Source organism: Pseudomonas sp. MBLB4123, from assembly GCF_051904775.1.
GTDB classification, from domain to species: Bacteria; Pseudomonadota; Gammaproteobacteria; order Pseudomonadales; family Pseudomonadaceae; genus Aquipseudomonas; species Aquipseudomonas benzenivorans_B.
In genome coordinates, this window is sequence record NZ_CP196711.1 from 3137315 (window position 1) to 3157214 (window position 19900).

The 19900-nt window shown below is 68.5% G+C and carries 23 protein-coding genes; 14 read left to right on the top strand and 9 right to left on the bottom strand.

Annotated elements, in window-relative coordinates; translation table 11 throughout:
* Positions 1–81 precede the first annotated feature (81 nt).
* Positions 82–1476: an argininosuccinate lyase gene (argH, locus tag ACSX1C_RS14495; protein ID WP_439886714.1), complete on the top strand. Its 1395-nt coding sequence runs from the start codon at positions 82–84 to the stop codon at positions 1474–1476.
* A 39-nt stretch (positions 1477–1515) separates the two neighbouring features.
* Here the strand turns inward: argH and ACSX1C_RS14500 are convergent, their stop codons facing one another.
* Positions 1516–2181, bottom strand: a complete 666-nt coding sequence (locus tag ACSX1C_RS14500; protein ID WP_439886715.1) for a glutathione S-transferase family protein — start codon at positions 2179–2181, stop codon at positions 1516–1518.
* Positions 2182–2321: 140 nt separating this feature from the next.
* On the opposite strand from ACSX1C_RS14500, the gene ACSX1C_RS14505 reads away from it, so the two are divergent.
* From ACSX1C_RS14505 to ACSX1C_RS14520, 4 genes are all read left to right on the top strand, one after another.
* The gene (locus tag ACSX1C_RS14505; protein ID WP_439886716.1) at positions 2322–2600 is read left to right on the top strand and encodes a hypothetical protein; all 279 of its coding nucleotides are present in this window, start codon (positions 2322–2324) and stop codon (positions 2598–2600) included.
* 144 nt (positions 2601–2744) lie between these two features.
* Positions 2745–2990 (top strand): TIGR02647 family protein, encoded by a 246-nt coding sequence (locus ACSX1C_RS14510; RefSeq protein WP_439886717.1) that lies wholly within the window; start codon positions 2745–2747, stop codon positions 2988–2990.
* 103 nt (positions 2991–3093) lie between these two features.
* The gene (locus tag ACSX1C_RS14515; RefSeq protein WP_439886718.1) at positions 3094–5949 is read left to right on the top strand and encodes a class I adenylate cyclase; all 2856 of its coding nucleotides are present in this window, start codon (positions 3094–3096) and stop codon (positions 5947–5949) included.
* A gap of 17 nt (positions 5950–5966) precedes the next feature.
* Positions 5967–6605: a glycine-rich domain-containing protein gene (locus tag ACSX1C_RS14520; protein ID WP_439886719.1), complete on the top strand. Its 639-nt coding sequence runs from the start codon at positions 5967–5969 to the stop codon at positions 6603–6605.
* 15 nt (positions 6606–6620) lie between these two features.
* Here ACSX1C_RS14520 and rnk read toward each other — a convergent pair whose 3' ends face one another.
* The 3 genes from rnk to cyaY form a co-directional block, all read right to left on the bottom strand.
* Positions 6621–7031: a nucleoside diphosphate kinase regulator gene (gene rnk, locus ACSX1C_RS14525; RefSeq protein ID WP_318644558.1), complete on the bottom strand. Its 411-nt coding sequence runs from the start codon at positions 7029–7031 to the stop codon at positions 6621–6623.
* A gap of 119 nt (positions 7032–7150) precedes the next feature.
* The gene (locus tag ACSX1C_RS14530; RefSeq protein ID WP_439886720.1) at positions 7151–7351 is read right to left on the bottom strand and encodes a DUF1289 domain-containing protein; all 201 of its coding nucleotides are present in this window, start codon (positions 7349–7351) and stop codon (positions 7151–7153) included.
* Entirely contained in the window at positions 7332–7664 is a 333-nt protein-coding gene (gene cyaY, locus ACSX1C_RS14535) for an iron donor protein CyaY (RefSeq protein ID WP_439886721.1), read from the bottom strand. Before cyaY ends, ACSX1C_RS14530 begins: the two co-directional genes overlap by 20 nt.
* Before the next feature lie 403 nt (positions 7665–8067).
* Between cyaY and lptM the strand changes: the two genes are divergently transcribed.
* The 7 genes from lptM to ACSX1C_RS14570 are packed head-to-tail and all read left to right on the top strand — an operon-like array spanning position 8068 to position 13015.
* On the top strand, positions 8068–8193 hold the full coding sequence (gene lptM, locus ACSX1C_RS14540; protein WP_318644555.1) for an LPS translocon maturation chaperone LptM: 126 nt from the start codon (positions 8068–8070) through the stop codon (positions 8191–8193).
* A gap of 9 nt (positions 8194–8202) precedes the next feature.
* Complete coding sequence (gene lysA / locus ACSX1C_RS14545) at positions 8203–9450, top strand: diaminopimelate decarboxylase (RefSeq protein ID WP_439886722.1); 1248 nt, start codon at positions 8203–8205, stop codon at positions 9448–9450.
* 5 nt (positions 9451–9455) lie between these two features.
* Entirely contained in the window at positions 9456–10286 is an 831-nt protein-coding gene (gene dapF / locus ACSX1C_RS14550) for a diaminopimelate epimerase (protein ID WP_439886723.1), read from the top strand.
* The gene (locus ACSX1C_RS14555; RefSeq protein WP_369958337.1) at positions 10283–10981 is read left to right on the top strand and encodes a DUF484 family protein; all 699 of its coding nucleotides are present in this window, start codon (positions 10283–10285) and stop codon (positions 10979–10981) included. The genes dapF and ACSX1C_RS14555 overlap by 4 nt, the downstream gene beginning before the upstream one ends.
* A gap of 55 nt (positions 10982–11036) precedes the next feature.
* A complete protein-coding gene (locus tag ACSX1C_RS14560; RefSeq protein ID WP_439886724.1) occupies positions 11037–11405 on the top strand; it encodes a glyoxalase superfamily protein in 369 nt (122 codons plus the stop codon).
* Positions 11406–11426: 21 nt separating this feature from the next.
* A complete protein-coding gene (xerC, locus tag ACSX1C_RS14565) occupies positions 11427–12323 on the top strand; it encodes a tyrosine recombinase XerC (protein ID WP_439886725.1) in 897 nt (298 codons plus the stop codon).
* A complete protein-coding gene (locus ACSX1C_RS14570; RefSeq protein ID WP_439886726.1) occupies positions 12320–13015 on the top strand; it encodes an HAD family hydrolase in 696 nt (231 codons plus the stop codon). Before xerC ends, ACSX1C_RS14570 begins: the two co-directional genes overlap by 4 nt.
* 67 nt (positions 13016–13082) lie before the next feature.
* Here the strand turns inward: ACSX1C_RS14570 and sutA are convergent, their stop codons facing one another.
* From sutA to glnK, 4 genes are all read right to left on the bottom strand, one after another.
* Positions 13083–13412 (bottom strand): transcriptional regulator SutA, encoded by a 330-nt coding sequence (gene sutA, locus ACSX1C_RS14575; protein ID WP_318644548.1) that lies wholly within the window; start codon positions 13410–13412, stop codon positions 13083–13085.
* 228 nt (positions 13413–13640) lie between these two features.
* Positions 13641–14891 carry an ammonium transporter gene (locus tag ACSX1C_RS14580; protein WP_439886727.1) on the bottom strand — a complete coding sequence of 417 codons (1251 nt, stop codon included), beginning with the start codon at positions 14889–14891 and terminating at the stop codon, positions 13641–13643.
* A 78-nt stretch (positions 14892–14969) separates the two neighbouring features.
* Positions 14970–16283, bottom strand: coding sequence for an ammonium transporter (locus ACSX1C_RS14585; protein WP_439886728.1), 1314 nt, complete (start codon positions 16281–16283; stop codon positions 14970–14972).
* A gap of 36 nt (positions 16284–16319) precedes the next feature.
* Positions 16320–16658 carry a P-II family nitrogen regulator gene (gene glnK / locus ACSX1C_RS14590; RefSeq protein WP_003096476.1) on the bottom strand — a complete coding sequence of 113 codons (339 nt, stop codon included), beginning with the start codon at positions 16656–16658 and terminating at the stop codon, positions 16320–16322.
* Positions 16659–17084: 426 nt separating this feature from the next.
* Here glnK and ACSX1C_RS14595 point away from each other — a divergent pair, with 426 nt between their 5' ends.
* Both ACSX1C_RS14595 and ACSX1C_RS14600 read left to right on the top strand, forming a co-directional pair.
* Positions 17085–17357 carry an accessory factor UbiK family protein gene (locus tag ACSX1C_RS14595; RefSeq protein ID WP_213639809.1) on the top strand — a complete coding sequence of 91 codons (273 nt, stop codon included), beginning with the start codon at positions 17085–17087 and terminating at the stop codon, positions 17355–17357.
* Positions 17358–17394: 37 nt separating this feature from the next.
* The gene (locus ACSX1C_RS14600) at positions 17395–18894 is read left to right on the top strand and encodes a YifB family Mg chelatase-like AAA ATPase (RefSeq protein ID WP_439886729.1); all 1500 of its coding nucleotides are present in this window, start codon (positions 17395–17397) and stop codon (positions 18892–18894) included.
* 25 nt (positions 18895–18919) lie between these two features.
* Here the strand turns inward: ACSX1C_RS14600 and ACSX1C_RS14605 are convergent, their stop codons facing one another.
* The gene (locus tag ACSX1C_RS14605) at positions 18920–19840 is read right to left on the bottom strand and encodes a LysR substrate-binding domain-containing protein (protein ID WP_439886730.1); all 921 of its coding nucleotides are present in this window, start codon (positions 19838–19840) and stop codon (positions 18920–18922) included.
* Positions 19841–19900 lie beyond the last annotated feature (60 nt).

Here is a 19900-nt window from a genome sequence, read left to right on the forward strand (position 1 = left end):
TGTTATTATCGACGGACTTTTTCCGCCACGCAGGCACTACCCGCGGCCTGCACGAATCAGCGCACCAGCCGAGCGAATCCCATGAGCACAGAGAAGACCAACCAATCCTGGGGCGGCCGCTTCAGCGAACCCGTCGACGCCTTCGTCGCCCGCTTCACCGCCTCCGTCGAGTTCGACAAGCGCCTGTACCGCCACGACATCATGGGTTCGATCGCCCACGCCAGCATGCTGGCCCAGGTCGGCGTGCTCAGCGACGCCGAGCGCGACAGCATCGTCGACGGCCTCACGCAGATCCAGGGCGAGATCGAGGCCGGCCAGTTCGACTGGCGCGTCGACCTGGAAGACGTGCACATGAACATCGAGGCCAAGCTCACCGAGCGCATCGGCGTCACCGGCAAGAAGCTGCACACCGGGCGCAGCCGCAACGACCAGGTGGCCACCGACATCCGCCTGTGGCTGCGCGACGAGATCGACCTGATCCTGGCCGAGATCACCCGCCTGCAGCAGGGCCTGCTGGAGCAGGCCGAGCGCGAGGCCGAGACCATCATGCCCGGCTTCACCCACCTGCAGACCGCCCAGCCGGTGACCTTCGGCCATCATCTGTTGGCCTGGTTCGAGATGCTTTCGCGCGACCATGAGCGCCTGGTGGATTGCCGCAAGCGCACCAACCGCATGCCGCTCGGCTCGGCGGCCCTGGCCGGCACCACCTACCCCATCGACCGCAGCATCACCTGCCAGTTGCTGGGCTTCGAGGCCGTCTCCGGCAACTCGCTGGACGGCGTGTCGGACCGCGACTTCGCCATCGAATTCTGCGCCGCCGCCTCCCTGGCGATGATGCACCTGTCGCGCTTCTCCGAGGAGCTGGTGCTGTGGACCAGCGCCCAGTTCCAGTTCATCGACCTGCCCGACCGCTTCTGCACCGGTTCCTCGATCATGCCGCAGAAGAAGAACCCCGACGTGCCGGAGCTGGTGCGCGGCAAGAGCGGCCGGGTGTTCGGCGCCCTCACCGGCCTGCTGACCCTGATGAAGGGCCAGCCGCTGGCCTACAACAAGGACAACCAGGAAGACAAGGAACCGCTGTTCGACGCCGCCGACACCCTGCGCGACAGCCTGCGCGCCTTCGCCGACATGATCCCGGCACTCAAGCCCAGGCACGCCATCATGCGCGAGGCGGCCCTGCGCGGCTTCTCCACCGCCACCGACCTGGCCGACTACCTGGTGCGCAAGGGCCTGCCCTTCCGCGACTGCCACGAGATCGTCGGCCACGCGGTGAAATACGGCGTGGACAACGGCAAGGACCTGGCCGAGATGAACCTGGACGAACTGCGCCAGTTCAGCGATCAGATCGAGCAGGACGTGTTCGCCGTGCTGACCCTGGAAGGCTCGGTGAATGCCCGCGACCATATCGGCGGCACCGCGCCGAACCAGGTGCGTGCGGCGGTCAAGCGCGGCCGCGAGCTGCTCGCCAGCCGCTGAGCCGTCATGCTCAGGCGGCCCTCGAAGAGCCGCCTGACCTCAGCCCTTCGCCTTGGCCTGGAGCATCGCCAGGAACGCCGGCATGGCCGCGTCCCGGTCGGCGGCAATGCGCTGCACATGGGGGTTCTGCTTGAGCCGGGCGAGCAGCTCGGCGGCCGCCGGGAAGTCGGCCAACAGGTCCAGCTCGAACAGCTTCTTCGCCACCCCGCAGGCCAGGTCGATGCTGTAGAGAAAATAGATATCGGCCAGGCTGTAGCCGTCGCCGGCGACATAGGGGGCGAAACGGCCGTGACGCTTGAGCGCGGCGACCCCGGCCAGCAGCTCGGCCCTGCACCTGGCCTTGGTTTCTTCGCCAATGCGCGTGGCAAAGAAGGCTTGCGGGTAGCCGAGGCGCGCCGGCAGCTCGATATACAGCTCGATCTCGCGCATCAGCGCCCGCACCTGGGCGCGGGCGAAGGGCTCCTCGGGCAGCAGGGCCTTGCCGGCTCCGCAGTCCTCCAGGTAATCGAGAATCGCACTGGTCTCGCTGAGGCAGCCCTGCTCGGTCCCCAGCACCGGCACTTTGCCGCGCGGGCTGATGCCGAGGAACGCCTCGCTCTGAGTGGCGTAAACGGTGACTTCCTCGAACGCCAGCCCCTTCTCCAGCAGCACCAGCTTGACCATGTTGTAGTAGTTGCTGACCGCGAATCCATATAACTTGAGCATGGCAACGACCTCCGGCACCGACGATTGGGGCCCTAGGTTTAGCCGATGGACAGACCGGCAGCCAGTCACATCGGCTCGGTGAATGGCGCGCCCGGCCCCAGGCTGGCACACTGCAGCCAAACCCCACGGATGAGTCCGCCATGAGCGAAAGCGACGATCACGAAGACGAGGCCTTTGCCGAGACCGCCCTGATCCAGGCCATCGAGAATCAGATCGAGGCCGGCGAGCCGACGGCGACCCGCGCCACCCTGAACAAGCTGACCCTGGTCGGCTACGAGCGCGAGGAGATCGTCCAACTGATGGCCCTGGTCCTGGCCCACGAGGTCAAGGCCATGCTGCGCGACGATCGCGCCTTCGACGGCGAGGCCTACGAACAGGCGCTGCGTGCCCTGCCGGCCTTGCCGGCAGAGACCGACTGAAGTCGCCACGTCAGTCGCGAGGCCGCGCACGGAGCACTGCCGGCTCGCTACACTGCAAGAAGCCGCGGTCCGATCCAACCGACGCGGGCCACCACCGGGCCAGTCATACGGCCCGACAGATAATCACAAGAACCTGGAGCACTTATGTCCTTTACCCCTGAGTTGGTTGCCGAACTGGAACTCCTCTCGCTGTTCAACCTGGGCAATACCCAGGAGGGCCTCAAGGTTCACCATGTCGCCGCGCCCGAGGCGATCGCCGCGGCCAAGCGCCTGCATGCCAAGGGCCTGGTCACCCAGGCAGACGGCGGCTACCTGACCAGCCTCGGCCTGGATGCCGCCGAGCATGCGCAGGGCCTGCTGACCATCCTCAAGGTCGCCGAAACAGCCTGATCCACGACAGGTGCCGAGCCGCCGCTCTCGACCGAGCGACGGCAAGCCACTGCGCGCCGGCGTCACTGACGGCCCTGGCGTATCGCCTTCGCAGAACCCCGACATGAACCGCAGCCAGGAAATTCGCCCGGACATCGACGACGGCATCGACCGCAAGGTGCTGGGACAGCTGCGCGCGCGCTTCCTCAAGGTCAACGAGGGCCGCCTGCAGCGCGCCATGCAGGCGTTGTCGACACGCCAGCAACTGGTGCTCAAGCTGCTGCCGCTGCTGTTTCACGTCAACCATCCGCTGCTGCCCGGCTATGTCTCGGGCCTGACCCCGGCCGGGGTGTCCGGCTTCGAGCCGGACGACGCGCTGCTCGCCGAGGCCCAGCGCCTGACCCGTTCCTTCGCCTACAAGGCGCGCCGCGGCCCGGCCGTGCTGCCGATCCACGGGCTGTACCTGATGGGCAGCCTGGGCACCGTGGCCCAGGCCGAGCAGAGCGACATGGACCTGTGGCTGTGTCACGCGCCGGAGCTCGGCGCCGAGGCGCTCGCCGAGCTGGCCAGAAAGTGCGAGCTGCTGGAGGCCTGGGCCGCGACCCAGGGAGCCGAGACGCATTTCTTCCTGGTCGACCCGGCCCGCTTCAGCAGCGGCGAGCGCGAGGCCAAGCTGACCTCCGACGACTGCGGCACCACCCAGCACTACCTGCTGCTCGACGAGTTCTACCGCTCGGCCATCTGGCTGGCCGGCCGCACCCCGCTATGGTGGCTGGTGCCGGTATACGAGGAGGCGCGTTACCGGGAGTACTGCCACACCCTGCTGAGCAAGCGCTTCATTCGCGCCGATGAGGTGCTCGACCTCGGCCACCTGGCGCACATCCCGCCGCAGGAGTTCATCGGCGCCGGCATGTGGCAGCTGTACAAGGGCATCGAGTCGCCCTACAAGTCGGTACTCAAGCTGCTGCTCACCGAGGTCTACGCCAGCGAGCACCCCCAGGTCGAGTGCCTGTCGCTGCGCTTCAAGCAGGCGGTCTATGCCAACCGCCTGGATCTCGACGAGCTGGACCCCTATGTGCTGGTCTACCGGCGCCTGGAGGAATACCTGACGAGCCGCGGCGAAACCGAGCGCCTGGCCCTGGTGCGGCGCTGCCTGTACCTGAAGGTCAACAAGAAGCTCAGCCGCGCGCCGCGCGCCGCCCCCAGGAGCTGGCAGCGCCTGCTGCTGCAGCGCCTGACCGAGGACTGGCAGTGGAGCCAACGCCAGCTGGCGATGCTCGATAGCCGCAGCCAGTGGAAGGTGCGCCAAGTCAGCGCCGAACGGCGCATGCTGGTCAACGAGCTGACTTATAGCTATCGCTTCCTCTCGCAATTCGCCCGCCGCGAGCATGCCGGCAGCTCGCTAAACCGCCGCGACCTCGGCGTGCTCGGCCGGCGCCTGTATGCCGCCTTCGAGCGCAAGGCCGGCAAGGTCGAGTTCATCAACCCGGGCATCGCCCCGGACCTGGGCGAGGACACCCTGACCCTGGTGCACTGCCCCAGCCCGGAAGCCCCCCGACAGAACCAGTGGGCCTTGTTCCACGGCAGCCTCGGCGCCCAGGAGTGGGCGGATTTCGCCCCGCTCAAGCGCGCCCGCGAGCTGGTCGAACTGCTCGCCTGGTGTCATCGCAACGGGGTGATCGACGGCGGCACCCGGCTGTCGCTGCACCCCGGCAGCAGCGACCTCAGCGAGTTCGAGCTGGCCAACCTGCTGACCAGTCTGCAACAGGTCCTGCCCCTGCCACTGCCGCCGGTCACCGAAGAGGCCCTGCTGCGCCCCAGCACGCCGCGCGAAGTACTGCTATTGGTCAATGTCGGCCTCGACCCGCTCAAGCAGCACAGCCAGATGAACCTGCACATGACCAGCGAACGCATCGATGCGCTGGGCTACTCCGGGGTGCGCGAAAACCTGATCCTGACCCTCGACCAGGTCAGCCTGAACAGCTGGAACGAGCTGACGGTCCAGCGCTATGCCGGCCCCCATGCCCTGCTCGACTGCCTGCGCGGTCTGCTCAACAGCCTGCCGGCCGATGCCGACAAGCCCAGGCTGCACGTCCGCTGTTTCTGCCGCAACCGCGCCGCGGCCATTGCCGAGCGGGTCGAGGGGCTGCTGCGCGACATCTTCGGGCACCTCGCCAGCACCCCGCGCAACCGCTACCTGCTGCAGATCCAGCAGCACTACCATGTACTCGAACTGGTTCCCGGGCAGACCCGGCACACCGCCCTGCCCGACCTGCCGGCCCTGCTGGCCCACCTGGGCGCGGTGCAAGCGGACTACAGCCCGCTGCATCTGGACCGCAACGCCCTGGAGGGCGAGGACCTGGCGCTGATCCTGCCCCAGGGCAGACCGGCCTGCATCCAGGTGTTCTACCGCCTGCACGAGCAGGACGGGACCGCGGAAATCACCGTGCTCGACGAGCACAACGCCCTGTGGCGCCAGACCCTGCCGTACCACGACGAACAGAGCCTGCTGACGCCCTTGCAGCGTTTCCTGCATGCCTGTCTCTACCGGCACAACGCCCTGCTGCCCCTGGACAGCCCGCTACCCGAGGCGCCGCCGGAAATCCTCTACTACCAGGTGTTGCCGGCGCCGCCGCTGCGCCCCCAGCATTTGGAGCGACGGCCGGCGCCGAGCGCACCGCTCAGCCACCCGTTCTACGACGTCCAGGCCATCGTCGAGCCGGCCACAGGCCAGCGCAACAGCGTCACCCTGTATTGCAATCATCGGGAATTTTCCGAGCTGGAATACCGTGGCGGCCTGTACAGCGCCGTGGCCCGCCACATCCTCGCGCAGCGCCGCACCGGCGAGCGCTACCCCTGCTACATCACCGACCTCGACCTGTCCGCCGTGCTCGGCGACGACCAGGCCCGGACTATTCACTACCTGCGCTACAAGGCCGAGCTGGAAGCGGCACTGAACAGCGCCCTGGAGCGGGCCTGAGTCCGGGACAATCGCCTATGCACCCCATCACCTGGTTGTTTATCGCGGCCCTGTTGGTACCGATCTGCTATGCCTGGCGAATGCGCCGTCGACAACGGCGCGAAGCCTTCATCGCCCAGTACCGCTTCCCCGAGCGGGTACGCCTCAAGCTCGTCGAACGCTACCCGCACCTCAACGCACAACAGGTCCAACAGGTGCTGGACGGACTGCGCGACTATTTCCAGCTGTGCCGCATGGCCGGCCGGCGCCTGGTCGCCATGCCATCCCAGGCGGTGGACGTGGCCTGGCACGAGTTCATCCTCTACACCCGCCAGTATCGGGACTTCTGCGACAGCGCCCTGGGACGCTTCCTCCACCATACGCCGAACGACGCCATGCCTCATGCCCAGGCGGCCAATGCCGGCATCCGCCACGCCTGGCAGCTGGCTTGCGCGCGCGAGGGCATTGCCCCGCGCCGGCCCAGTCGCCTGCCCCTGCTGTTCGCCCTGGACGCCGAACTGGGTATCGCCGACGGCTTCATCTATCGCCTGGATTGCGGGGCCACGCCGGGGAGTAGCGGCGCCGCCGGGGCCTACTGCGCCAGCCACATCGGCTGTGGTGGCGGCTGTGTCGGGGCCGGCAGCGACGGCTGTAGCAGTGGCTGCGGGGGCGACTAGGCCTGCCCGCCCCCGCTACGCGCGGCTGTATTCCCCGGCCGCTTCGGGCTGATACTCCACCGCCAGCAAGGCCAGCTTCAACGGCTTGCCGCCGGGCCCCGTCCAGTCGATGTGCTGACCGACCGACAGGCCGAGCAGGGCGCTGCCGACCGGGGCGAGGATCGACACCCGGCCCTCGCCGGTGGCGTCCTGCGGGTAGACCAGGGTCAGGTGGTAATCCTTGCCGCTACCTTCCTCGCGGCAGTGCACCCGCGAGTTCATGGTCACCACCCCCGCCGGCACCTCGTCGTGGCCGACCACCTCGGCGCGGTCCAGCTCGGCCTGCAGGGCGACAGCGCCCGCGCCGAAGTCCTCCAGGCTGTCGAGCAGGCGCTCCAGGCGCTGCAGGTCGAGGCGAGTGATGGTGATCGGCGGTGCGCTGTTCATGGCCAGGCGAGATTCCTTAACGGGAGGCAAAAAAAGCAAAACCCCACCAGTGCGGCGGGGTTTTTCGAGTGATTTCAGCCGACCGTAACACAGCCGCGCAAATAAACAAGACCGGGCGGTCAGCGCCTTTGCTGCAAACGTGCCCGGGCCTCATGACAGATCAGTCGGCGGCGCGCATCGTCGGCCGTGCCCCACTCGCGGATCTCCGTCAGCAGGCGGCCGCAGCCCAGGCACATGTCCTGCTCGTCGAGACAGCACTGACGCCGGCACGGCGAGACGACGCCCCCGGGGGCCCGCCCCTCAGAGCTCGTCGAACTCAAGGTCCACGCCCGCCTGATCGAGGGTGATGCGCGCCAGCATCTCGCCGAGCAGCTCTTCGCTGCTGTCGCAGATCCAGCGCTCGCTGCTCGCGTCGTAGTCGAAGTGGAAGCCGCCGGAGCGCGCCGCGACCCACAGCTGGCGGATCGGCTCCTGGCGGCTGAGGATCAGCTGGCTGCCGTTCTCGAAGCGCACGGTCAGCACCCCGCCGGAGTTCTCCAGGTCCAGGTCCAGGTCGCTGTCATCGAAGATGTCTTCCACCGCTTGCTGTGCGGCATCGACCAGGTCGTGAAAGCGGGCTTCGGTCAAACTCATTGCGGGTGTCCTCGAAAGATTCAGGCCCATCGGAATAGTGGCCCGGCAACGCGCACCGGGGCGCTGACGTCGCGACCAGGGTGCGGGCGACTCGCCGGGGGCGCAGATAATGCAGCACCCGCCGCCGGGTGTCTCGTCCATCTGCCGGTCATAAGGATAAACCGCCTCCACGCCAACGCCGCAGTCCGGCACGCCTCCGCGACGCGCGCGGGAGGCTCGGCGGGCCCTGTTATCGGCCGCTCGACAGCCACTGGACGACGATCCGTTGCGCACCCGCCGAGCGGGCCACAGGCCCCGCTGGATAGCGGCAAAGCCCCGCCGGACGGGACTCCCGGCACATAGGCAAGGCGCCGGGGGGCCGGTATACTCCGGCGCAATCGTGCTTTTTTACAAGGATTTCCCCATGAAGCGGCTGCTTACTGCCTGCATCGCGCTCGTCGCCGTCTCCGCCCTGCTGACCGGCTGCGGCCAGAAAGGCCCGCTGTACCTGCCGGAAGACAGCCCCTCCGCTGCCGAACAAAGCGAATAAGGACGGTCCATGAACGCCTTCAACTACCGCGACGGCGAGCTGTTCGCGGAGGGCGTGGCCTTGTCCGCCATCGCCCAACGCTTCGGCACGCCCACCTACGTCTACTCGCGCGCCCACATCGAAGCCCAGTACCACGCCTACGCCGACGCCCTGGCCGGCATGCCCCATCTGGTCTGCTTCGCGGTCAAGGCCAACTCCAACCTGGGCGTGCTCAATACCCTGGCACGCCTCGGCGCGGGCTTCGACATCGTCTCGCGCGGCGAGCTGGAGCGGGTCCTGGCCGCCGGCGGCGCGCCGGCCAAGATCGTCTTCTCCGGGGTCGGCAAGACCCGCGACGACATGCGCCGCGCCCTGCAAGTGGGCGTGCACTGCTTCAACGTCGAGTCCACCGACGAGCTGGAGCGCCTGCAGCAGGTGGCCGCCGAGCTGGGCGTCAAGGCGCCGGTGTCCTTGCGGGTCAACCCGGACGTCGATGCCGGCACCCACCCCTACATCTCCACCGGCCTGAAGGAAAACAAGTTCGGCATCGCCATCGCCGATGCCGAGGCGGTCTACGCCCGCGCCGCCGCACTGACGAACCTGGAGGTGGTCGGCGTCGACTGCCATATCGGCTCGCAGCTGACCAGCCTGCCGCCCTTCCTCGACGCCCTCGAGCGCCTGCTGGGGCTGATCGACCGCCTGGCCGAGCGCGGCATCCGCATCCGCCACCTGGACCTGGGCGGCGGCCTCGGCGTGCAGTACCGCGACGAGCAGCCACCGCTGGCCGGCGACTACATCCAGGCCGTGCGCGAGCGCATCGCCGGCCGTGAGCTGGCTCTGGTGTTCGAGCCGGGTCGTTCCATCGTCGCCAATGCCGGCGTGCTGCTGACCCGCGTGGAGTACCTCAAGCACACCGAACACAAGGACTTCGCCATAGTCGATGCGGCCATGAACGACCTGATCCGCCCGGCCCTGTACCAGGCCTGGATGGACGTGGTGGCGGTGCAGCCGCGCGACGGCGCGGCGCGCGCCTACGACATAGTCGGGCCGATCTGCGAGACCGGCGACTTCCTCGCCAAGGAACGCGAGCTGGCCCTGGCCGAGGGCGACCTGCTGGCGGTGCGTTCGGCCGGCGCCTACGGCTTCGTCATGAGTTCCAACTACAACACCCGCGGCCGCGCCGCCGAGGTGATGGTGGACGGTGAACAGGCCTTCGAGGTGCGCCGGCGCGAGACCCTCGACGAACTCTTCGCGGGCGAAAGCCGCCTGCCGGAGTGACCTCGATGCTATTGCGCTTTACCAAGATGCACGGCCTGGGCAACGACTTCATGGTCCTCGACCTGGTCAGCCAGCACGCCCACATCCAGCCGAAGAACGCCAAGCAGTGGGGTGACCGCCACACCGGCATCGGCTTCGACCAGCTGCTGATCGTCGAGCCGCCGAGCAACCCGGACGTGGACTTCCGCTACCGCATCTTCAACGCCGACGGCTCCGAGGTGGAACAGTGCGGCAACGGCGCGCGCTGCTTCGCCCGCTTCGTGCTGGACAAGCGCCTGACGGTGAAGAAGCAGATCCGTGTCGAGACCAAGGGCGGCATCATCGAGCTGGATGTGCGCAGCGACGGCCAGGTGCGGGTCAACATGGGCGCGCCGCGCCTGGCGCCGCAGCAGATCCCCTTCCAGGCCGACTACGAGGCGCTGAGCTACCCGGTGCAGGTTGACGGCCAGACCGTCGAGCTGGCCGCCCTGTCCATGGGCAACCCCCATGCGGTGCTGCGGGTGGACAGCGTCGACCACGCGCCGGTGCATGAGCTGGGGCCGAAGCTGGAGCATCACCCGCGCTTCCCGCAGCGGGTCAACGTCGGCTTCCTCCAGGTCATCGACCGCCAGCGTGCCAGGCTGCGCGTCTGGGAACGCGGCGCCGGCGAGACCCAGGCCTGCGGTACCGGCGCCTGCGCCGCGGCGGTGGCGGCGATTCGCCAGGGCTGGATGGATTCGCCGGTGCAGCTGGAGCTGCCCGGCGGGCGCCTGACCATCGAGTGGGCAGGTGCGGATCGGCCCGTTATGATGACCGGACCCGCCGTGCGCGTGTTCGAAGGACAGGTTCGCCTATGACCGACCAGCAGGATTCGCCCAAGCCCCTCGATTCGGAGACGGTCGCCGCCTATCTGCGCCTGCATCCGGAGTTCTTCATCGACCACGACGAGCTGATCCCCGACCTGCGCATCCCGCATCAACGCGGCGACACCGTGTCGCTGGTCGAGCGTCAGGTCAAGCTGCTGCGCGAACGCAACATCGAGATGCGTCACCGCCTGTCGCAGCTGATGGACGTGGCCCGGGAGAACGACCGGCTGTTCGACAAGACCCGCCGCCTGGTGCTCGACCTGCTCGACGCGGCCAGCCTGGAAGAGGTGGTCGGCGCGGTGGAGGACAGCCTGCGCCGCGAGTTCCAGGTGCCCTTCGTCAGCCTGATCCTGTTCAGCGAAACGCCGCTGCCGGTCGGTCGCTCGGTCAGCAGCGCCGAGGCGCACCAGGCCATCGGCGGCCTGCTGGCCGGCGGCAAGACCATCAGCGGCGTGCTGCGCAAGCACGAACTGACCTTCCTGTTCGGCGCCAAAGACGCCGAGCAGGTCGGCTCGGCCGCCGTGGTGGCCCTGTCGCACCAGGGCCACCACGGCGTGCTGGCGATCGGCAGCGCCGACCCGCAGCACTACAAGAGCTCCCTCGGCACCCTGTTCCTCGGCTATGTCGCCGAGGTCCTGGCCCGCGTGCTGCCGCGCTTCGCCACGCCGCTGCGCTCGGTGCGTTAGCCCGCGCCCGGTGCGGGGTCGCTGCCGCCCAGGTCCAGCCCCACGAGAACCCAGCATGAAGCTCAGCAGCACCACGCCCATCCTGCGGATATTCGACGAGGCCAAGGCCCGCGCCTTCTACCTCGACTTCCTCGGCTTCCGGGTCGACTGGCTGCACCGCTTCGAGCCGGGCCTGCCCCTGTACCTGCAGATTTCCCGCAGCGGCTGCGTGCTGCACCTCTCCGAGCATCACGGCGACTGCTGTCCCGGCGCGGCGCTGCGCATCGAAACCGACGACGTGCAGGCGCTGCAACAGGAGCTGCTGGCCAAGGACTATGGCTTTGCCCGCCCGGGCATCGCGCAGATGCCCTGGGGCAGCTGCGACATGCCGATCTGCGACCCCTTCGGCAATCGACTGATTTTCACCAGCTCGGTCGGCGGCTGAGCCGCCCTGTCGGGAGCCACCATGCAGAGCCACCTCGACGCCTACCTCGAGCACCTGCGCAGCGAGCGCCAGCTCTCCGCCCATACCCTGGACGGCTATCGCCGCGACCTGGCCAAACTGCTGGCCTTCTGCGAGGCCGAGGGCGTGCCGGACTGGAATGCCCTGCAAAGCCGCCCGCTGCGCCGCCTGGTGGCCCGGCTGCACCAGCAGGGCCAGTCCGGCCGCAGCCTGGCACGCCTGCTCTCGGCGGTGCGCGGCCTGTATCGCTACCTGATCCGCGAGGGCCTGGCCCGGCACGACCCGGCCAGCGGCCTCAGCCCGCCGAAGGGCGAACGCCGCCTGCCCAGGGCCCTGGACGCCGACCGCGCGGCACAACTGCTCGACGGCGCGGAGGAGGACGACTTCCTCGCCCGCCGCGACCAGGCCATGCTCGAGCTGTTCTACTCCTCGGGCCTGCGCCTGTCGGAACTGGTGGGCCTGGACCTCGACGGCCTCGACCTGCCGGCCGGCCTGGTGCGGGTGCGCGGCAAGGGCAACAAGACCCGCGAGCTGCCGGTCGGGCGCCTGGCCCGCCAGGCGCTGGAGGCCTGGCTGCCACTGCGCGCCCTGGCCCGCCCGGCCGACGGCGCGCTGTTCGTCGGCCAGCAGGGGCGGCGCCTCGGCCCACGGGCGGTGCAGCTGCGCGTGCGCCAGGCCGGCGTGCGCGAGCTGGGCCAGCACCTGCACCCGCACATGCTGCGCCACAGCTTCGCCAGCCACCTGCTGGAGTCCTCCCAGGACCTGCGCGCGGTGCAGGAGCTGCTCGGCCACGCCGACATCGCCACCACCCAGGTCTACACCCACCTGGACTTCCAACACCTGGCCACGGTGTATGACCGCGCCCACCCCCGGGCCAAATGCAAAGGCACTACGGAATGACCATCGAACTGATCACCTTCGACCTCGACGACACCCTGTGGGACGTCACCCCGGTGATGCAGGACGCCGAGGCCGCGCTGCGCAACTGGCTGAGCCTGCACGCCCCGCGCCTGGGCGCCATGCCGGTGGACCACCTGTGGAGCATTCGCGCCGGCCTGCTGCAGGCCGAGCCCATGCTCAAGCACCGCCTGAGCGAACTGCGCCGACGCATCCTGCTCAATGCCCTGGAAAGCGCCGGCTATCCCCGGGACGAGGCCCAGGCCCTGGCCGAGTGCGGCTTTCAGGTGTTTCTCGCCGCACGCCACCAGGTCGAGCTGTTCGCCGAGGTGCACCCGACCCTGGAGACCCTGGCCGAGCGCTTCCAGCTCGGGGTGATCACCAACGGCAACGCCGACGTGCGCCGCCTGGGCCTGGCCGACTACTTCCAGTTCGCCCTGTGCGCCGAGGAGCTGGGCGTCGGCAAGCCGGACCCCAAGCCCTTCCTCGAGGCCCTGGCCCGGGCCGGGGTGGCCGCCGAGCGCGCCGTGCACATCGGCGACCACCCCAGCGACGACATCGCCGGCGCCCAGGCCGCCGGCCTGCGGGCGATCTGGTTCAACCCCCAGGGCAAGGCCTGGGACGGCGGCAAAGTCGCCGATGCCGAGATCCGCAGCCTGGCCGAGCTGCCGGCGCTGCTGGAGCGCTGGACCTAGCGTCCGGCGAATCGCCGCCAACAAAAAGCCCGCCTAATGGCGGGCTTTTTGTTGGGGCAAGCGCACCTCAGATGGGGCGGCTGCCATATTTGCTGTCCGGCTTCTTGGGCGGGTCGGAGACCACATTGGGCTCGACCTCCTGCACCTTGCCGCCGCGCGCGAGAAATTCTTCCATGGCGCGCGCCAGGGCATCGCGCTCCTTCTGCTTGGCTTCGACGCTCGGCAGCTCCTCGGCATCGGCGGCCTTGGTCTTGGCCTTGCTCTTGCCTTTGGCTACGACCTCGCCATCGCCCTCATCGTCGCCGTCGTTGTCGCCACTGTCGGCTGCGGCCAGCTCCTCGCCGTCGTCCTCATCGGCTCCGTCCAGCTCGTCTTGTTCCAGATCTTCGTCGCTCATGTTCAACCTCATGACTTGCGAAAAGCAGATTAGTTATAGCCCAGCTGCGTACTCTATCGTACACCGCCGGAAAAAATTCAAATGCCCCTAGGCGACGGAGTCGCGCGCACTGCATCGGCTCGGGCAGGCCGCTACGCAGACGCAAGCGGGCTCAACGGCGGGCATTCTAGCGCGCTGCCAGAAAAAACAAAGGGCGCCCTAGGGCGCCCTCATGCCAAACCCGTCCAGTCAGGATTTGGTGAACTCCGGGTAGGCCTCCATGCCGCACTCGGCCAGGTCCACACCCTCGTACTCCTCTTCCTCGCTGACGCGCAGGCCGATCACCGCCTTGATGATCGACCAGACGATCAGGCTGCAGGCGAACACCCAGGCGAAGATGCAGGCGATGCCCAGCAGCTGGGCGCCCAGGCTGGCGTCGGGATTGGTCAGGCACACCGCCAGCAGGCCCCAGATGCCGACCACGCCGTGCACCGAGATGGCACCGACCGGGTCGTCGAGCTTGAGCTTGTCCAGGGCCAGGATGGAGAACACCACCAGCACGCCACCGACACCGCCGATCAGGGTGGCCTGCATCGCGCCGGGGGTCAGCGGTTCGGCGGTGATGGCCACCAGGCCGGCCAGGGCACCGTTGAGGGCCATGGTCAGGTCGGACTTGCCGAACAGGATGCGCGCCACGATCATCGCCGCGATCAGGCCACCGGCGGCGGCCATGTTGGTGTTGACGAACACCTGGGCGACCGCGTTGGCGTCCTCTATGGTGCTCATCTTCAGCTGCGAGCCGCCGTTGAAGCCGAACCAGCCCATCCACAGGATGAAGGCACCCAGGGTGGCGATCGGCAGGTTGCAGCCGGGGATCGCGTTGACCTGACCGTTAGCGCCGTACTTGCCCTTGCGCGCACCGAGCAGCAGCACCCCGGCCAGGGCGGCGGAGGCGCCGGCCATGTGCACCACGCCGGAGCCGGCGAAGTCGAGGAAACCGGCCTCGTTGAGGAAGCCCGAGCCCCACTTCCAGAACCCCTGCACCGGGTAGATGAAGCCGGTCATGACCACGGCGAAGGCGAGGAAGGCCCACAGCTTCATGCGCTCGGCCACCGCGCCGGAAACGATCGACATGCAGGTCGCGGCGAACACCACCTGGAAGAAGAAGTCGGAGCGGGCCGCGTAGTAGGGGGCATCGTCGCCGCCGCCCAGCACCGCGTCCACGCCGTTCTCGTCGCCGAGCAGGAAGCCCAGGCTCGGCAGGATGCCGCCCTCGGGGCTGGAGTACATGATGTGGTAGCCGATCACCAGGTACATGACGCTGGCCACCGCGTACAGGGCGATGTTCTTGGTGAGGATCTCGGTGGTGTTCTTGGCGCGCACCAGGCCCGCCTCGAGCATGGCGAAACCCGCCGCCATCCACATCACCAGGGCCCCGCAGATCAGGAAGTAGAAGGTATCGAAACCGTACTGCAATGCAGTCAATGCTGTGTTGTCCATGGTTCACCTCTTGCCGGCGCTTATCGTTGCGCTGTTCGGTTAAGGCGCCCGGGTTGGCACCGGGCGCACTCCGTGTGCTTACAGGTTGTAGCCGCGCTCGTTGTGCAGGGCGAGATCGAGACCGACCGTCTCTTCCTCGTCGCTGACCCGCAGGCCCATTACTAGATCGATCACTTTCAGGATCAGGTAGGTCAGCACGGCGGTGTAGACCACCGTGAACAGGACCCCCTCGACTTGCACCCACAGCTGCGCCGGGATGTCCTCCACCGCGCCGAAGCCGCCCAGGGCCGGCGCGGCGAACGCACCGGTGAGCACGGCGCCGACTATGCCGCCGACCGCGTGCACGCCGAACACGTCCAGGGAGTCGTCATAACCCAGCTTGCGTTTCAGGCTGGTGGCACAGAAGAAGCAGACCACCCCGGCGGCCAGGCCTATCACCAGGGCCCCCATGGGGCCGGCGGTGCCGGACGCCGGGGTGATGGCCACCAGGCCGGCCACCGCGCCGGAGGCGATGCCCAGCACGCTGGGTTTGCGGTGGGTGATCCACTCGGCGAACATCCAGCCCAGGGCCGCGCTGGCCGTGGCCACCTGGGTGACCAGCATGGCCATGCCGGCGGTGCCGTTGGCCGCCACCGCCGAGCCGGCGTTGAAGCCGAACCAGCCGACCCACAGCATGCTCGCACCGATCAGGGTGTAGCCCAGGTTGTGCGGCGCCATGGCCGTGGTCGGGAAGCCCTTGCGCTTGCCCAGCACCAGGCAAGCCACCAGGCCGGCGATACCGGCGTTGATGTGCACCACCGTGCCGCCGGCGAAGTCGAGCACGCCCCAGTCCCACATCAGCGCGCCGTCGCCGCCCCAGACCATATGCGCGATCGGCACGTAGACCAGGGTGAACCACACCGCCATGAACAGCAGCATGGCGGAGAACTTCATGCGTTCGGCGAAGGCGCCGACCATCAGCGCCGGAGTGATGATGGCGAAGGTCATCTGGAAGGTGATGAACACGCTTTCCGGTACGCTGGCGACCAGGCTGTCGAGGGTCAGGCCGGCGAGAAAGGCCTTGGACAGGCCGCCGACGAAGGAGTTGAAGTTGACCTCCCCCTGCACCATGCCGCTGGTGTCGAAGGCCAGGCTATAGCCGTACACCACCCAGAGCACGCTGATCAGGGCGCAGATGGCGAAGCACTGCATCAGCACCGACAGCACGTTCTTGGAGCGCACCATGCCGCCATAGAACAGCGCCAGGCCGGGAATGGTCATGAACAGCACGAGGACGGTCGCGACCAGCATCCAGGCCGTGTCGCCGCCGTTGAGGCTCGCCTCCTCGGCCATGGCGATGCCAGGAACGAGAGGCAAAAGGGCTCCGAGCCCTGCGAATCTTCGCAGAGTCATGGTTTAACTCCTGGGGCGTGGGGGTTCGAAGGGCGCTTAGATCGCGTCGGTATCGGTTTCGCCGGTACGGATGCGGATGGCCTGCTCCAGGTTGACCACGAAGATCTTGCCGTCACCGATCTTGCCGGTGTTGGCCGCCTTGGTGATGGCCTCGATCACCCGGTCCAGCTGGTCGTCGGCGATGGCCACGTCGATCTTCACCTTGGGCAGGAAGTCGACCACGTACTCGGCGCCGCGGTACAGCTCGGTATGCCCCTTCTGCCGACCGAAGCCCTTGACCTCGGTGACGGTAATGCCCTGCACGCCGATCTCCGACAGTGACTCGCGGACGTCGTCCAGCTTGAACGGCTTGATGATGGCAGTGACTAGCTTCATGTAACTCTCTCCCGTGTAGGTGGACTTGCCCCAGGAATTGCGAACCCGGCTCAAGTCTAAGCGCAGTGTCTGGCTTTTGTAATGCATCGGCGGCCGCGACTCGGCGGCTGTGGCTGCGACACTCGCCACGTGCTTCTGCTCAAGCACTCCTCCGCTTCGTCCGACGCACCGAAACCGCTTTGGTGCATGGGTCGAGAGGGATTAAGCAGAAATCTTGCCAGCTCATGGAAAACCGCTTTTTTTCAGGCAGTTAATGGCTGAAAGCACGGTTTTCCCGGATGTCGCCGCGAGGCAATTGCACGATAACGGTGCGCATGCCCGCCGAGCGATGCGCGAAAATCGTGCGCTATGCCGGCCATTGGCCAGGCCGACGTCCGCGCCCAGGGCACGTGCTACACTGCCGCCGTCTGTCAGTGGAACCACACCATGCTGCCTCCCAAAGCCTTTCTCGACGCCCTCGGCGCCCATGCCTCGCGCCTGTTCAACGGCGACACCCCGCTGCCCCGTAGCGAGTTCGAAGCCCAGTTCAAGGCCCTGCTGCAGAGCGGCTTCAGCAAGCTCGACCTGGTCAGCCGGGAAGAATTCGACAGCCAGATGACCGTGCTCGCCCGCACCCGCGCGCGCCTGGAGGCCCTGGAGGCCAAGGTCGCCGAACTGGAAGCCCGCCTCGCCACCGAGCCCGCGCCGCCCGCCGAGTAACGCGGGCGGCCGGCACGGCACGATCAAGGAGCGATCGATGTCCCTGGCCCTAGTCCACAGCCGCGCCCAAGTCGGCGTCGAGGCCCCCGCGGTCACGGTCGAGGCGCACCTGGCCAACGGCCTGCCGTCCCTGGCCCTGGTCGGCCTGCCGGAGACGGCTGTGAAGGAGAGCAAGGATCGGGTGCGCAGCGCCATCCTCAACTCGGCCTTCGAGTTCCCGCCCCGGCGCATCACCCTCAACCTGGCCCCGGCCGATCTGCCCAAGGACGGCGGGCGCTTCGACCTGGCCATCGCCCTGGGGATTCTCGCCGCCAGCGGCCAGGTCCCCGCCAGCGCGCTGGAGCGGCTCGAATGCCTCGGCGAGCTGGCCCTGTCCGGCGCGGTGCGCCCGGTGCAGGGCGTGTTGCCGGCCGCCCTGGCGGCCCGTGCCGCCGGCCGCAGCCTGGTGGTGCCCATGGCCAATGCCGAGGAAGCCAGCCTGGCCTCGGGACTCGAGGTGCTTGCCGTCGAGCACCTGCTGGAGCTGGCGGCCCACCTCAACGGCCAGGCGCCGCTCGCCCCCTACCAGGCCCAGGGCCTGCTGCGGCGGGTGCAGCCCTACCCGGACCTGGCCGAGGTACAGGGCCAGTTCGCGGCCAAGCGCGCGCTGCTGGTGGCCGCGGCCGGTTGCCACAACCTGCTGTTCAGCGGCCCACCGGGCACCGGCAAGACCCTGCTGGCCAGCCGCCTGCCCGGCCTGCTGCCGCCGCTGGACGAACAGGAAGCCCTGGAGGTCGCTGCGATCCATTCGGTGGCCAGCCAGGCGCCGCTGGACGCCTGGCCCCAGCGGCCGTTCCGCACGCCTCATCACAGCGCCTCGGGGCCGGCCCTGGTCGGCGGCGGCAGCCGCCCGCAACCCGGGGAGATCACCCTGGCGCATCAGGGCGTCTTATTCTTGGACGAGCTCCCCGAGTTCGACCGCAAGGTGCTGGAAGTGCTGCGCGAGCCCCTGGAGAGCGGGCAGATCGTCATCGCCCGGGCCCGCGACAAGGTGCGCTTCCCGGCGCGCTTCCAGCTGGTGGCGGCGATGAACCCCTGCCCCTGCGGCTACCTCGGCGACCCCAGCGGCCGCTGCCGCTGCACCCCGGAGCAGATCGCCCGCTACCGCGGCAAGCTCTCCGGCCCGCTGCTCGACCGCATCGACCTGCACCTGAGCGTGGCCCGCGAGAACACCGTGCTGCACCCGCCGGCCAGCGCGCCGGGCGCTGACACGGCGAGCGGCGCCGCCCGGGTGGCCCGGGCCCGCCAGCTGCAGCTGGGCCGCCAGGGCGTGGCCAATGCCTTCCTCGACCTGCCCGGGCTGCGCCGGCACTGCGCCCTGCAGGCCGAGGATCAGCGCTGGCTGGAGAACGCCTGCGAACGCCTCGGTCTGTCCCTGCGCGCGGCCCACCGGATACTCAAGGTGGCGCGCACCCTGGCCGACCTGGAGCAGGCCGAGACCATCGCCCGCGGCCATCTGGCCGAGGCGCTGCAGTACCGCGGCGAGCCGCAGGGCTGATCGCCGATCCGCGCCAGACCTGCCCTCAACCACGCCGCTCCACGTCCGGCAGGCGCATCGCCGCCACCTCGGCGAGGAGGAAGTCGCGCAGCAGGCGGAAGCGCTCCTGGCCGCGTCGGGCCCTGGGCCAGACCAGGTAGTAGCTGCAGCCGCTGGGCACGGCGCAGGGCCAGGGCAGACCGAGACGGCCCTGCTCGACGTCCTCGGCGACCATCACCAGGTCGCCGATGGACACGCCATAGCCGCGCGCCGCGGCGACCATGCCCAGCTCCAGGGTGTCGAACACCTGGCCGCCCTTGAGCGGCACCTGCTCGCCCAGGCCCATGGCCTGCAGCCACTGGCGCCAGTCGCGGCGATCCGGGGTCGGGTGCAGCAACTCCGCGTCCTGCAGGCGCGCCAGGTCCCAGGCCCCGGCGCGAGCCAGCTCGGGCGCGCACACCGGGATCAACCACTCGGCGAACAGCAGGGCGCTGTCCCACTCCTCGGGAAAACCGCCGCTGCCGAGCAGCACGGCGCAGTCGAAGGGTTCGTGCAGGAAGTCCACCCGGTCCACGTCCATCCAGGCGCTGGTCAGCTGCACCTCGATGTCGCTGTGCTGCAGGCGGAAGCGCGACAAGCGCGCCAGCAACCAGCGCATGGTCAGGGTCGAGGGCGCCTTCAGGCGCAGGATGGCGTCGTCCACCCGCAGCGCGGTGCAGGCCCGCTCCAGGGCATCGAAGCCGTCGCGCAGCCCCGGCAGCAGCAGGCGCGCCGACTCGGTCAGCTGCAGGTTGCGCCCGCGCCGCTCGAACAGGCGGCAGGCGAAGTGCTCCTCCAGGGTGCGGATATGCCGGCTGACCGCGCTCTGGGTGATGGCCAGCTCCTCGGCGGCGCGGGTGAAGGAGCTATGCCGGGCCGCGGCCTCGAAGGCGCGCAGCGCATAGAGCGGTGGCAGACGCCTATTCATCGTCCCGAACCATGAGTATTAGTCATCCAAGGCATCGTATTTATCCCTTTGTGCCGTATC

Coding starts and splice junctions, on each gene's coding strand:
- ACSX1C_RS14585 (WP_439886728.1), bottom strand. CDS start 16,283: ATGACTCTGCGAAGATTCGCAGGGCTCGGAGCCCTTTTGCCTCTCGTT.
- cyaY (WP_439886721.1), bottom strand. CDS start 7,664: ATGAGTTTGACCGAAGCCCGCTTTCACGACCTGGTCGATGCCGCACAG.
- glnK (WP_003096476.1), bottom strand. CDS start 16,658: ATGAAGCTAGTCACTGCCATCATCAAGCCGTTCAAGCTGGACGACGTC.
- ACSX1C_RS14510 (WP_439886717.1), top strand. CDS start 2,745: ATGTCCTTTACCCCTGAGTTGGTTGCCGAACTGGAACTCCTCTCGCTG.
- ACSX1C_RS14605 (WP_439886730.1), bottom strand. CDS start 19,840: ATGAATAGGCGTCTGCCACCGCTCTATGCGCTGCGCGCCTTCGAGGCC.
- rnk (WP_318644558.1), bottom strand. CDS start 7,031: ATGAACAGCGCACCGCCGATCACCATCACTCGCCTCGACCTGCAGCGC.
- lysA (WP_439886722.1), top strand. CDS start 8,203: ATGAACGCCTTCAACTACCGCGACGGCGAGCTGTTCGCGGAGGGCGTG.
- ACSX1C_RS14595 (WP_213639809.1), top strand. CDS start 17,085: ATGCTGCCTCCCAAAGCCTTTCTCGACGCCCTCGGCGCCCATGCCTCG.
- ACSX1C_RS14500 (WP_439886715.1), bottom strand. CDS start 2,181: ATGCTCAAGTTATATGGATTCGCGGTCAGCAACTACTACAACATGGTC.
- ACSX1C_RS14505 (WP_439886716.1), top strand. CDS start 2,322: ATGAGCGAAAGCGACGATCACGAAGACGAGGCCTTTGCCGAGACCGCC.
- lptM (WP_318644555.1), top strand. CDS start 8,068: ATGAAGCGGCTGCTTACTGCCTGCATCGCGCTCGTCGCCGTCTCCGCC.
- ACSX1C_RS14570 (WP_439886726.1), top strand. CDS start 12,320: ATGACCATCGAACTGATCACCTTCGACCTCGACGACACCCTGTGGGAC.
- dapF (WP_439886723.1), top strand. CDS start 9,456: ATGCTATTGCGCTTTACCAAGATGCACGGCCTGGGCAACGACTTCATG.
- ACSX1C_RS14520 (WP_439886719.1), top strand. CDS start 5,967: ATGCACCCCATCACCTGGTTGTTTATCGCGGCCCTGTTGGTACCGATC.
- ACSX1C_RS14600 (WP_439886729.1), top strand. CDS start 17,395: ATGTCCCTGGCCCTAGTCCACAGCCGCGCCCAAGTCGGCGTCGAGGCC.
- ACSX1C_RS14580 (WP_439886727.1), bottom strand. CDS start 14,891: ATGGACAACACAGCATTGACTGCATTGCAGTACGGTTTCGATACCTTC.
- ACSX1C_RS14555 (WP_369958337.1), top strand. CDS start 10,283: ATGACCGACCAGCAGGATTCGCCCAAGCCCCTCGATTCGGAGACGGTC.
- argH (WP_439886714.1), top strand. CDS start 82: ATGAGCACAGAGAAGACCAACCAATCCTGGGGCGGCCGCTTCAGCGAA.
- ACSX1C_RS14560 (WP_439886724.1), top strand. CDS start 11,037: ATGAAGCTCAGCAGCACCACGCCCATCCTGCGGATATTCGACGAGGCC.
- ACSX1C_RS14515 (WP_439886718.1), top strand. CDS start 3,094: ATGAACCGCAGCCAGGAAATTCGCCCGGACATCGACGACGGCATCGAC.
- xerC (WP_439886725.1), top strand. CDS start 11,427: ATGCAGAGCCACCTCGACGCCTACCTCGAGCACCTGCGCAGCGAGCGC.
- sutA (WP_318644548.1), bottom strand. CDS start 13,412: ATGAGCGACGAAGATCTGGAACAAGACGAGCTGGACGGAGCCGATGAG.